Annotated in this window: 10 protein-coding genes and 1 tRNA gene; 2 read left to right on the top strand and 9 right to left on the bottom strand. The window is 68.4% G+C overall.

Translation table 11 applies throughout. The annotated features are described in order from the left end of the window. Positions 1 to 110: 110 nt before the first annotated feature. From polA to OH804_RS02960, 8 genes are all read right to left on the bottom strand, one after another. Positions 111 to 2,810 (bottom strand): DNA polymerase I, encoded by a 2,700-nt coding sequence (polA, locus tag OH804_RS02995; RefSeq protein ID WP_406062584.1) that lies wholly within the window; start codon positions 2,808 to 2,810, stop codon positions 111 to 113. A 125-nt stretch (positions 2,811 to 2,935) separates the two neighbouring features. Continuing rightward, positions 2,936 to 3,649 carry an ABC transporter ATP-binding protein gene (locus OH804_RS02990; protein ID WP_196924460.1) on the bottom strand — a complete coding sequence of 238 codons (714 nt, stop codon included), beginning with the start codon at positions 3,647 to 3,649 and terminating at the stop codon, positions 2,936 to 2,938. Beyond that, positions 3,636 to 4,577: an ABC transporter ATP-binding protein gene (locus tag OH804_RS02985; RefSeq protein ID WP_406062582.1), complete on the bottom strand. Its 942-nt coding sequence runs from the start codon at positions 4,575 to 4,577 to the stop codon at positions 3,636 to 3,638. Before OH804_RS02985 ends, OH804_RS02990 begins: the two co-directional genes overlap by 14 nt. Then, entirely contained in the window at positions 4,570 to 5,727 is a 1,158-nt protein-coding gene (locus OH804_RS02980; protein ID WP_196924461.1) for a branched-chain amino acid ABC transporter permease, read from the bottom strand. The genes OH804_RS02985 and OH804_RS02980 overlap by 8 nt, the downstream gene beginning before the upstream one ends. Next, on the bottom strand, positions 5,724 to 6,707 hold the full coding sequence (locus OH804_RS02975; protein WP_196924463.1) for a branched-chain amino acid ABC transporter permease: 984 nt from the start codon (positions 6,705 to 6,707) through the stop codon (positions 5,724 to 5,726). Before OH804_RS02975 ends, OH804_RS02980 begins: the two co-directional genes overlap by 4 nt. 66 nt (positions 6,708 to 6,773) lie before the next feature. Beyond that, the gene (locus OH804_RS02970; protein ID WP_196924464.1) at positions 6,774 to 7,925 is read right to left on the bottom strand and encodes a branched-chain amino acid ABC transporter substrate-binding protein; all 1,152 of its coding nucleotides are present in this window, start codon (positions 7,923 to 7,925) and stop codon (positions 6,774 to 6,776) included. Positions 7,926 to 8,294: 369 nt separating this feature from the next. Further along, complete coding sequence (locus OH804_RS02965; RefSeq protein WP_406062579.1) at positions 8,295 to 9,482, bottom strand: hypothetical protein; 1,188 nt, start codon at positions 9,480 to 9,482, stop codon at positions 8,295 to 8,297. Positions 9,483 to 9,548: 66 nt separating this feature from the next. After that, positions 9,549 to 10,172, bottom strand: a complete 624-nt coding sequence (locus tag OH804_RS02960) for an ANTAR domain-containing response regulator (RefSeq protein WP_130402813.1) — start codon at positions 10,170 to 10,172, stop codon at positions 9,549 to 9,551. Between the two features lie 105 nt (positions 10,173 to 10,277). Between OH804_RS02960 and OH804_RS02955 the strand changes: the two genes are divergently transcribed. Together OH804_RS02955 and OH804_RS02950 are read left to right on the top strand one after the other, a co-directional pair. Beyond that, positions 10,278 to 10,354: transfer RNA gene (locus OH804_RS02955), tRNA-Leu, on the top strand. 518 nt (positions 10,355 to 10,872) lie between these two features. Further along, complete coding sequence (locus tag OH804_RS02950; protein ID WP_406062577.1) at positions 10,873 to 11,136, top strand: hypothetical protein; 264 nt, start codon at positions 10,873 to 10,875, stop codon at positions 11,134 to 11,136. Positions 11,137 to 11,144: 8 nt separating this feature from the next. On the opposite strand, the gene OH804_RS02945 is transcribed toward OH804_RS02950, so the two are convergent. Next, positions 11,145 to 11,996, bottom strand: coding sequence for an alpha/beta fold hydrolase (locus OH804_RS02945; RefSeq protein ID WP_406062576.1), 852 nt, complete (start codon positions 11,994 to 11,996; stop codon positions 11,145 to 11,147). Positions 11,997 to 12,073 lie beyond the last annotated feature (77 nt).

Here is a 12,073-nt window from a genome sequence, read left to right as displayed (position 1 = left end):
GGGTTTCGGGGCAGCCCGACCCACGCAGGGATCAAGCCTGACCGCCCGGAGTGGGTCGGGCTGCCCCGAAACCCCCCACCGCAACCACCAGAGCCGCGACCAACACAAGATCAGTGATCGGCGCTGTTCCAGTCCCGGCCCAGACCGACGGACACCTCCAGCGGCACCGACAGCGGGTACGCCCCGCCCATCTCCCGCCGGACCAGCGCCTCCAACGCTTCCCGCTCACCCGGAGCGACCTCGAAGACCAGCTCGTCGTGCACCTGCAACAGCATCCGTGAACGCAGCCCGGCCTCGCCGAGCGCGGTGTCGACGTGCAGCATCGCCACCTTGATGATGTCGGCGGCGGAGCCCTGGATGGGGGCGTTGAGCGCCATCCGCTCGGCGATGTCGCGGCGTTGCCGGTTGTCGCTGACCAGGTCGGGCAGGTAGCGGCGTCGACCCAGGATGGTGGAGGTGTAGCCGTCCTGGCGGGCCCGGGCGACCACCTGCTGGAGGTAGTCGCGCACCCCGCCGAAGCCGGCGAAGTAGTTCTCCATCAGCCCGCGCGCCTCTTCGGTGCTGATGCTGAGCTGTTGGGACAGGCCGAAGGCGCTGAGCCCGTACGCCAGGCCGTAGTTCATGGCCTTGATCTTGCGGCGCTGGTCGGGGGTGACCTCGTCGAGCGGCACCCCGAAGACCGACGAGGCGGTGGCGGCGTGGAAGTCGGCGCCGGAGTTGAACGCGTCGATCAGGGCGTCGTCCGAGCTGAGGTGCGCCATGATGCGCATCTCGATCTGGCTGTAGTCGGCGGTGAGCAGACTCTCGTAGCCCTCCCCCACCACGAAGGCCCGCCGGATCCGACGACCCTCCTCGGTGCGGATCGGGATGTTCTGCAGGTTGGGCTCGGTGGAGGAGAGCCGGCCGGTGGCGGCCACCGTCTGGTTGAACGTGGTGTGGATCCGCCCGTCGTCGGAGACCGACTTGAGCAGCCCGTCGACCGTCGACTTGAGCTTGGCCACGTCCCGATGACGCAGCAGGTGGGCCAGCACCGGGTGCGGCTGCTGCGCGTAGAGCCACTGCAGGGCGTCGGCGTCGGTGGTGTAACCCGTCTTGATCTTCTTGGTCTTCGGCAGACCCAGCTCGGTGAAGAGGATCTCCTGCAACTGCTTGGGCGAGCCGAGGTTGAACTCCCGGCCCACCGCCTCGTACGCGCCCTGCGCGGCGGCCTTCACCTCGGCGGCGAAGTGGGCCTCCAGCTCGGACAGATAGTGGGTGTCGGCGGCGATGCCGGTGCTCTCCATGGTGGCCAGCACCCGCATCAACGGCAGCTCCACGCCGGCCATCAGCCGGGCGGACTGCTCGCCGTCGCGGGACAGTTCAGCGTCGATCGCGTCGGCCAGGTCGAGGGTGGCCCGGGCCTGGAGCATCAGGTTCTGCTCGACCACCCCCTCGTCGCCGAGGCCGTCGAGGGTGAGCTGGCCGGACTCCGGGACGTCGACCCGCAACTCCCGGTGCAGGTAGCGCAGCGCCAGGTCGGTCAGGTCGTAGGACCGCTGGTCGGGGCGGGCCAGGTAGGCGGCGATCTGGGTGTCGCGGACGATGCCGGCGAGCTGCCAGCCGTGCGCGGCGCAGGCCAGCACGGCCGGCTTGCTGTCGTGCAGCACCTTGGGGCGCTGCTCGTCGGCCAACCAGCTGGCCAGGGCGCTCTCGTCGGTCGGGTCGAGCTGCGCCGGGTCGACCCAGGCCGCCGCGCCGCCGGCGGTGGCCAGCGCGAGACCGGTGATCGAGGCGGTGTGCCGGCGGTTGGGGCCGGTGTCGAGCTTGACCGCCAACCCGACCGGGGTGCCGGTCGCGACGTGCGTGGTCAGCCAACCGGCCAGCGCGCCGGGCTCGGTGAGCACCTCGCCGGTGAGGTCGAAGCCGGACTCGGCCTCCGGCTCGACCGCCTCCAGGTACTGGTAGAGACGGTCGCGCAGGATGCGGAACTCCAGGGTGTCGAAGACCTGGTGCACGGCCTCCCGGTCCCACCCCGTCCAGCGGGTGTCCTCCGGGCGCAGCGGCAGCTCCAGGTCGGAGACGAGGCAGTTGATCTCGTAGTTGCGGATCACGTCGGCGAGCCGCTCCCGCAGGCTGTCGCCGGCCTTGCCCTTGATCTCGTCGGCCCGGGCGATCACGCCCTCCACCCCGCCGTACGTGGTGATCCACTTGGCGGCGGTCTTCGGGCCGACGCCCGGGATGCCGGGCAGGTTGTCACTGGTCTCGCCGACCAGTGCGGCGAGGTCCCGGTACTGCTGGGGCGGGACGCCGTACTTCGCCTCGATCGCCGCCGGGTCCATCCGGGCCAGGTCGGAGACGCCCTTGCGCGGGTAGAGGACGGTGATCTGGTCGTCGACCAGCTGGAACGCGTCGCGGTCGCCGCTGCTGATCAGCACCGACATGCCCTGGTCGCGGGCCTGGGAGGCGAGCGTGGCGATCACGTCGTCGGCCTCGAAGCCCTCTTTCTCCACCACCGGGATCTGCAGCGCGGCCAGGACCTCCTTGACCAGGCTCACCTGGCCCTTGAAGTCGGTCGGGGTCTCGCTGCGGCCGGCTTTGTACTCCGCGTACTTGTCGGTGCGGAAGGAGTGGCGGGAGACGTCGAAGGCCACCACGATGTGGGTGGGCTGCTCGTCGCGGAGCACGTTGATCAGCATTGAGGTGAAGCCGTACACCGCGTTGGTCGGCTGACCCGTCGTGGTGGAGAAGTTTTCCACAGGCAGGGCAAAGAAAGCCCGGTATGCCATGGAATGTCCGTCGACGAGAAGCAGGCGCGGTGTCGTAGCTGTCACGGCAGCGACTCTAGTCCGTCGCACCGACATCCCTGGCCCTCGGCACGGGGTGCCGCGACGCCGAGCCGAACGCCGAACGGCCGGCCACCCCCGCGAGGGGATGACCGGCCGCCGATTCGGGTGGCTCAGGCCACGCCGAGGTACGCCTCCTTGACCGACGGATCGTGCAGCAGGTCCTGACCGGACCCCTCCTTCACGATCTGACCGGTCTCCAGCACGTAGCCGCGGTGTGCCCGCGACAGCGCCTGCTGGGCGTTCTGCTCCACCAGCAGGATCGTCGTGCCCTGCTGGTTGATCTCGGTGATGATGTCGAAGATCTGCCGGATCACCAGCGGGGCCAGGCCCATCGACGGCTCGTCGAGCAGCAGCAGCTTCGGTCGGCTCATCAGCGCCCGACCGACCGCGAGCATCTGCTGCTCGCCGCCGGAGAGGGTGCCACCGGCCTGCTTGCGCCGCTCGGCCAGCCGCGGGAAGAGGGTCAGCACCCGCTCCAGGTCGGAGGCGATGCCGGCGGAGTCCCGCCGGGTGTACGCCCCCATGTCCAGGTTCTCCATGACCGTCATACCCGGGAAGATCTGCCGTCCCTCGGGCGACTGACACAGCCCCCGGACCACCCGCAGGTCGGCCCGGAGCTTGCTGATGTCCTCGCCGTTGAACGTGATCTTGCCTTCGGCCAGTGACCGGGTCCCGGAGATGGCCCGCATGGTGGTGGTCTTACCGGCGCCGTTCGCGCCGATCAGGGCCACCACCTCACCCTCGTTGACGGTGAGGCTGATCCCGTGCAGCGCCTCGATCCGGCCGTACGCGACGGCGACGTTCTCCAGCTCAAGCAGCGTCATCGGCGGGCTCCCCCAGGTACGCGGCGATCACCTTCGGATCGCGGCTGACCTCCGCGGGCGCACCCTCGGCGATCTTGCGGCCGAACTCCAGCACCACGATCCGGTCGGTGACCCCCATGACCAGGCGCATGTCGTGCTCGATGAGCAGGACGGTCAGGCCCATGTCACGGATCTTGCGGATCAGGGTGAGGAGCTCCTCCTTCTCCGCCGGGTTGAAGCCGGCGGCCGGCTCGTCCAGGCAGATCAGCTTCGGCTCGGTGGCCAACGCGCGGGCGATCTCCAACCGACGCTGGTAGCCGTACGGCAGGTTGCGCGCCTCGTCGTTGGCCCGGTCGGCGATCCCGACGAAGCGGAGCAGCTCGATCGCCTTGTTCTCGGCCGCCCGCTCCTCCAGGATGTGCCGGGACAGGCCGAAGATCTTGGCGGCCGACAGGCGCACCTGCTGCCAGGTCCGGACGATCCCGGACGTGGCGGTGACCTGCGGCAGCTCCTCCGGCTTGGGCCGTACCCGGTAGAGCCGGAACAGCGCACCGGGCACGCTCGTCTTGTGCCGGGAGTCCGTCCCGACCATGACGTTCTCGAGCGCCGTCATCTCCGGGAAGAGCCGGATGTTCTGGAACGTCCGGGAGATGCCCAGCTGGCTGATCTGGTGCGGCTTGCGACCGGTCACCTTCTGGCCGCGGAACCGGACCGCGCCGGAGGTCGGCTTGTAGACCCCGGTCATCACGTTGAAGCTGGTGGTCTTGCCGGCACCGTTCGGCCCGATGAGGCCGAGGATCTCGCCCTCGTAGATCTGGAAATTGATCTTGTCGAGGGCGACCACACCGCCGAAGCGGAGCGTGACGTCGTCGACTTCGAGCAGTACCGTCCGGGGCCCCGCCTGCGTCGGGATCTTCGGCGTGGTGGTGCTGGTGGACTGGTCAGACATGAGCGGGCGCCTCCTCTGCCTCTGCCGCGCGGTCCTTCAACTCGCGGGCACGCCGCCGGCTCGGGACCAGGCCCTGCGGACGCAGGATCATCACCAACACCATGGCCAGGCCGAAGACCAACCACCGGTAGTCGGCGAAGTCGCGGAACCGCTCCGGCAGGTACGCCAGCAGCACCGCGCCGAGCGAGACTCCGATCATGTTGCCGGAGCCACCGACCACCACCATGGCCACGAACAGGATGGACAGGTTCGCGTTGAACTGGGTCGGGTCGATGAACGCGTTCCGGCTGCCGAAGAGGAAGCCCGACAGGCCACCGAGCGCCGCACCGATGGCGAACGCCCAGAGCTTGAACTTGAACGGGTACACGCCCATCACCGCTGCGGCGTCCTCGTCCTCCCGCACTGCCAACCACGCCCGGCCGACCCGGCTGTGCTCCAGCCGACGGACCAGGAACACCATGATCAGTACGAACGTGATCGCCAGCCAGTACCAGGGCTTCGCGTCGATCAGACCGAAGACCTTGTTGTCCGGCGACGGCGCACCCTCGGGACCGGGGATGGCCGAGATGCCGACCGGGCCGTTGGTCAGGCCGGTGGCGTTACGGGCCACGATGCGGATGATCTCGCCGAAGCCCAGCGTCACGATGGCCAGGTAGTCACCGCGCAGCCGCAGCGTCGGCCAGCCCAGCAGCACCCCGGAGATCATCGTCAGCACGATCGCGATGAACAGGCAGATCGCCCAGGTCACCGCCCAGGTCGGCGGCAGGTTGAACTCCTGCTGGATCCACTTCACCACCGGCGAGTTCACCGAGCCGAACAGCGCCACGCTGTACGCCCCGATGGCGAAGAAGCCGATGTAGCCCAGGTCGAGCAGGCCGGCGAGACCCACCACCACGTTCAGGCCGATGGCGACCAGCACGTAGATGGCACAGACGAAGAGCACACCCGCCCAGTTGTTACCGCCCTCGATCGAGTCGGTACGCAACCAGGTCAGGCCCGGAACGCCAAGCAGTGGAAGGTAGTAGAGGATCGCCACGAAGGCGGCGAGCCCGAGGGCCTGCTGCCACTTCGTCAGCGCCCGCCAGCGGTCGCCGATGGAGGTCAGCATGCCGACCCGACGGCGGTCTGCGGAGCGAATCTTGTCGATCATGCGCGGGCCCTCCCGAGCGACTCACCCAACAGGCCGGTGGGCCGGAACATCAGCACCACGATCAGCACCACGAAGGCGATGACGTCCTCCCAGTTGGAGGCGAAAAGCGTGGCGCCGTAGACCTCGACGATGCCGAGGAAGAGACCACCCAGCAGCGCACCGCGCAGGTTGCCGATGCCACCGAGCACGGCGGCGGTGAACGCCTTCAGGCCGAGCACGAAGCCGATGCTGTTCTGGGTGAAGCCGAACCGCATGCTCCACAACAGCGCGGCGGCGCCGGCCATGATGCCACCGAGCACGAAGATCAGCATGATCACGCGCTCCTGGTTGACACCCATCAGCGCAGCGGTCTCCGGGTTCTGGGCCACCGCCCGCACGCCCCGGCCGTACCGGGTGCGGTTGATGAACCAGTCCAGCAGCGCCATCATCACCACGGCCGCGACGAAGACGATCACTTGGATGTTCGTGATCGCGGTGTTGCCGATGGTGAACAGGGTCTCCTGCTGGATGATCGTCGGCATGCCGACGATCTGCCGGGGCCGGCCGAACACATCCGGCAGCGCGCCACCGAGCAGCTTGGGCAGCACCTGCCCGAAGAGCTCCACGAAGACCAGCGACAGACCGATCGCGGTGATCAGGAAGATCAGCGGCGGAGCGTTCTTGCGCCGCAGCGGCCGGTACGCGACCCGCTCGAGCGCCAGCGCCGTACCGCCCGAGGCGACCGCCGCGACGATGAGGCCGAGCACCAGGAACAGGATCGCCTGGCCGATGGGGGGGTTATTTTTCACACCGAGCTGGTTCCACAGGATCAGCACCGAGAAGGTGCCGACCATGAAGACCTCGGAGTGTGCGAAGTTGATCAGACGAAGGACGCCATAGACGAGTGTGTAGCCAAGGGCGATCAGGGCGTAGATGGCGCCCTTGGAAAGGCCATCGACCGTGTGCTGGCCGAGATGACCGATCAGTTCATCGAAATGCACCGGGGGTCTCCTTGAATCGAGTGCGGCCGGGGTGAAACACCCCGGCCGCACTCCATTTCGTGGGCGTCAGCTGAGCTTGAGCTCCTGCAGCGCCTCGATAGCCTCGCCCTTGATCTGGTACGCCCAGATGACGACCTTCGACGGGTCGACGTCGCCCTTGGAGTCGAACTTGATGTACTTCGACACACCCTGCTTGTCGTACGACTTCACGAACGCCAGGATGTCCGCGCGGCTCTTCTTGCCAGCCTTGAAGGCGTCCAGGTAGATCGTCGCGCCGTCGAAGCCCTCAGCGCCGTAGGAGCCCGGCGGGATGCCGTACTCCTTCTGGAAGTCGGCGGAGAAGGTGCCGCCGGCCTTGTCGGCCGGGAGGCACGGGCAGGTGATGATGGCACCCTCGGCGCCGCCGGAGGCACCCTTCGGGAACGCGGTGTCGTAGAGACCGTCCGGGCCGACGAACTTGGCCTGGACACCAGCGGCACGCATCTGCTTCACCAGCGGAGCGGCCTCACGGGTGTAACCGCCGTAGAAGACGAAGTCGGCCTGCGCGGACTTGATCTTGGAGATGGTGGCGTCGAACTGCGCCTGCCGCTCCTGGATCTTGTCCTTGTTCACGACCAGCGGGCCGAGCTGCTTGCCCAGCTCCTCGGTGATGCCCGCGCCGTACGCGCTGGCGTCATCGATCATGAAGACCTTCTTCGCGTTCTGGGTCTTCATGTAGCTGGCCACGGCACCGGCCTGCGTGCCGTCGTGACCGACGACCCGGTAGAAGGACGTGTTGCCCTTCTGGGTCAGGTCCGTGCGGGTCGCCGACGGGCTGACCATCGCCAGGCCGGCAGCCTGGTAGATCGGCATCGTCGCGTCCGACTCACCGGAGAAGTGACCACCGATGACACCGAGGAACGAGTTGTCCCCCGCGATCTGGTTCGCGAACGGGGTCGCCACCGCAGGGTCACCCTGGGTGTCGAACTCCTGCATGGTGACCTTGCAGTTCGGGTTCGCCGCGTTGAACTGCTTCACGGCCAGCTTCGCGCCGTTCAGCGACGGGATCACCAGACCCGCGTTGTCACCCGTGAACGCGCCGAAGATCGCAATCTTGCCACCGCAGTCACCCGACGCGGTCCCACCGTCGCCGCCACCGGAATCCTGGCAACCAGCCGCAACCACCAGGGTCGCGGCGAGCGCCACGGTGCCCAGCGCCCGTACATAGCTTCGCCTCACGGCTTCCTGACCTCCTCGAGATGCGGACGCGACTGACCCGAAGAGACGGCGACAGCAGCAAACCCGCAATTCCACCCACCCCGCAGGGACTCCCCCTGCGTTACGGCTCGTGATGGCGGAGCGTACCGACACGACATACCGTCCCGGAAGGCCTGAAGGCTGGGTCTGCGAAACCGTTACGAAGACGTGGGCAATCATGTCGATGTCCGTAACAGGTGAATACGCCAGACGGTCCTTAAATCCACGCCCGGTCGAAGTCCACCCGCACCAACCCGGACCGCCTGCACCCTGACAAAAAGCCGACTGACCTGCGGAAACGCCCGCACGGGTCACACACCCGGGGGCGCAGCGCCACAGCACCGTCAACGTTCAGGCGCCCGGGCCGGCCGCCCACCACAACCCGGCGCGCGTGCCGTCGTCCGCCGCCAACCACCACCGGTCACCCACCGCCACCAGCGTCACATCCCGATCAACACCCGCCGGCACATCGAGTGGCATCGTCGCCTCCCGCCACGACCCACCCCGATCGCTCGACACCCACACCGAATGCCGCGCCCCATCCATCACCGCGGCGAACAGACTGCCCCCGGACGACACCAGCGACCCCACCCCCGGCACCCCGGCCCCAGCCCGCCGCCCGAACGCCCCGACAGCCAGCCAACCCGCCGCCTCCTGCCGCCACGCGCCGAACGTCCCCCCACGCAGCCCGACCGCCACCGGCACGCCGTCGGCCAGCACCACCCGCTGCATCTCCTCGTACTCCGACCCGCCCGGCAACACCGTGCGCCGCCACGACCGCCCGTCCGGCGACGACCACACCGCCGGGTCCCGGTCGATCCGGCCAGCCGGCAACAGACCACCCACCGTCAGCCACCCCGACGACGTCGCCACCGCGTCGAACGCCCAGGTCACCCCCACCGCGTCACTGGCAAGCTCCGGCGCCCCCTCGACCAGCGCGAACTCCGCCGCGTCCGGCGAACCCACCCAGGACGCGGCACCCGCCGACCGGTTACCGACTATCAACCAACCCTGCGGACCGGCCGCCAGCCGGGACACGTTCACCGCCGTCGGCCCGCCGAACGTCTCGAACGACGCCTGCACCTCGACAAGCGCGCCATCGGCCACCTGCCGCCACGTGCTCACCCGCGGATAACCGTGCGCACCACCGACCTTCGCGCCGATCAACGCCACCCGACCATCGCGGCAGGCCGCCGACAGGAACACGTTCTGCCGTCCGTAGAAGGAATCCGGACGCACCGGCAACACCGTCCACGTCGTACCGTCCACGCTGGTCCAGGCCGCCGGACGGGTGCCGCCCTCGGCGTCCAGGACGCCACCGACCACGAACCACCGACCCGCGCACGACGCCGCGTCCCGCACCAGCGGACGGCCCGGGCCACCCGGCGGCGCCGGCAACGTCAGCGGCTGCCAACCCGGCCGCAGCGGTGGCGCGGCGGCGGTCGTCGACCCCGCGTCGCTCGGCGCGGCCGGCCCGTCGCACCCGGCAAGCAGCAGCACGAAGAGGCCGAACACCGCGATCACCCGTCGGACGGACACCCGTCGATGCTAACCACCACACCCCGCGCACGGTGGCCCCGCGCAGCCCGTTGTCACCAGGAGCGCTCAGACCGTCGGCTGCTGCGACACCTCGCCGCCGGCGGTCTCCGCGAGGATCCGCTCGGCGACCTCTTTCATGGTCATCCGGTGATCCATCGCCGTGCGCTGGATCCACTTGAACGCCTGCGGCTCGGTCATCCCGTACGTGGTCATCAGCGCGCCCTTGGCGCGCTCCACCGACTTACGGATCTCCAGGCGGTCGGTCAGGCTCGCGACCTCCGCCTCCAGCGCCGCGACCTCCGAGTAGCGCGACAGCGCGATCTCCACCGCCGGGACCAGGTCGCTCTTCTGGAAAGGCTTCACCAGGTACGCCATAGCGCCCGCCGCCCGCGCCCGCTCCACAAGGTCACGCTGGCTGAACGCGGTCAGAATGATCACCGGGGCGATCCGGGCACCGGCGATGCGCTCGGCGGCAGCCAGCCCGTCCATGATCGGCATCTTGATGTCGAGGATGACGAGATCGGGCTTCAACTCCTCGGCGAGGCGCACGGCTGTCTCGCCGTCACCGGCCTCCCCCACCACCTCGTAACCCTCTTCGACAAGCATCTCGGCGAGGTCCAGCCGGATCAGCGCCTCGTCCTCGGCGATCAGTACGCGCCTGCGCTCGGCATCCGTCGGCATCTCAGCCACCAGCCCTACCCCCACCAGTCGGAACCCAACACCCGCCCAGCCGGGTGTCACCGCCCTCAGCGTAGTAGGTAACCTATGGGAGGCCACCAGAGCATTCGGCCAAGCGTCCCCGTATTCCAACCGGCAGAGAAGCGGAGCTCAAACCTCCGACAGTGTGGGTTCGAATCCCACCGGGGGCACCAAACTTGTCGTACGGCTGTTCCAAAATCGTGCTGTGCACCCACCTGAACTGCGCCTACGAGCACGGCAGCAGCACCTCGCCGGCAGCACGGTCGCTGAGGTCGCCCGACGACTGAGACTTCCCTATCCGACCGTCCGCGGCTGGTGCAGGGGGCAGGCTGAGCCACAACAGCAGGGCACCGAGTCCCGTTGCTTCCGCTGCCGGCCCAACGTCAACATTCAGACAGATCCGTCTTCATACCTATACCTGCTCGGCCTCTACCTGGGCGACGGTCATCTCGTCACGTCCGCCCGGGTCCCGGTGCTTCGCATCGCCTGCAGCGACAGCTGGCCAGGCCTGATCGACGCCTGTGACGCCGCTATGCGAGCGGTGCTAGCCGCGAGGGTGCAGCGCGTCCGGCAGGTCGGCTGCGTCAGCGTGCAAAGTTCCGGCAAGCACTGGCCGTGTCTGCTCCCCCAGCACGGCCCTGGCAAGAAACACGAACGCCCAATCATCTTGGCCGACTGGCAGCGCGATCTCGTGACGGCACACCCGGGCGACTTCCTGCGCGGGCTGTTCCACTCCGACGGCTGCCGCTTCGCCAACCGGGTGACCGTCCGCGGCAGGGCGTACGTCTACCCGCGCTACATGTTCGTCAACGAGTCGGCCGACATCATGGGGCTCTGCCAGTGGAGCCTCGATCTGCTCGGCGTCGACTGGCGGATGAGCCGACGCAACGCGCTGTCGGTGGCGCGACGCGACGCGGTCGCCACGCTGGACCGGCACGTCGGCCCCAAGTCCTGACCTGACGCTCAGGCGCGGGCCATGGCTGGCTCACCGATGAAGTCCATGATCGCCTTGTTGACCTCGTCGGCGTGCGTCCACGGGATGCCGTGCGGGGCGCCCTTGAGGGTGACGAGCTTGCCGTTGGGCAGCATCGGGGCGAGCCGCTGGCCGGTGACCGGGTAGGGCAGTACCGCGTCCTGGTCACCTTGGACGATGAGGATCGGCACGTCGATACGGGGCACGTCGGCGCGAAAGTCGGTGGAGATGGCGTCGATGCACTGATACGTGGCGCTCGCGGAGGCGAGCCGGCCGATGGCCCAGTGCGCCCGGAACGCTTCCTCGCTGACCTGCTTGCCCTTGGTCTTGTCGTAGTTGAAGAAGCTGGTGCAGAAGGCGGTGAGGTAGGCGAACCGGTCCGCGAGGACGGCCTGCTTGAAGCCGTCGAAGACGCTTCCGTCGACCCCTTCGGGGTTGTCCGAGGTCTTGCGCAGGAACGGGGCCAGGGGGCTGAGCAGCACTCCACGACTGACCCGGGACGAGCCGTACCTGCTGAGGTAGCGGGTCACCTCACCGGTGCCCATCGAGTGACCGACGAGGATGGTGTCGCGCAGGTCCAGCTCGGTCATCAGGGTGTCGAGGTCGGCGGTGAAGGTGTCGTAGTCGTACCCGGTGTCCGGTTGGCTGGAGGCGCCGAATCCTCGGCGATCGTAGGTGATCACGCGGTAGCCGGCGTTGAGCAGCGGGTTGGCCAGCTTCTCCATCGTGGCGCCGTTGAACGGGAAGCCGTGGATGAGCACGACCGGCTGGCCGGAGCCGTGGTCCTCGTAGTAGATGTCGATGGCGGTGTTGTTCTCGGTGCCCACGGTGATGAACGGCACGTTCGTCTCCCCCTGCCGGTTTGGTGGTGTGGGTCGGCGGTGCTTTCCCCAGCCGTCGGCGGTCATGCCGATCGTGG

This window comes from Micromonospora sp. NBC_00860 (assembly GCF_045207375.1).
Taxonomy (GTDB): Bacteria; Actinomycetota; Actinomycetes; order Mycobacteriales; family Micromonosporaceae; genus Micromonospora; species Micromonospora vinacea.
This window is presented reverse-complemented; position numbering and strand designations above follow the sequence as displayed.

Excerpts from the sequence above, each read along its gene's own strand:
- OH804_RS02980 (WP_196924461.1), bottom strand. The coding sequence starts at position 5,727 with ATGATCGACAAGATTCGCTCCGCAGACCGCCGTCGGGTCGGCATGCTG.
- OH804_RS02990 (WP_196924460.1), bottom strand. The coding sequence starts at position 3,649 with ATGACGCTGCTTGAGCTGGAGAACGTCGCCGTCGCGTACGGCCGGATC.
- OH804_RS02985 (WP_406062582.1), bottom strand. The coding sequence starts at position 4,577 with ATGTCTGACCAGTCCACCAGCACCACCACGCCGAAGATCCCGACGCAG.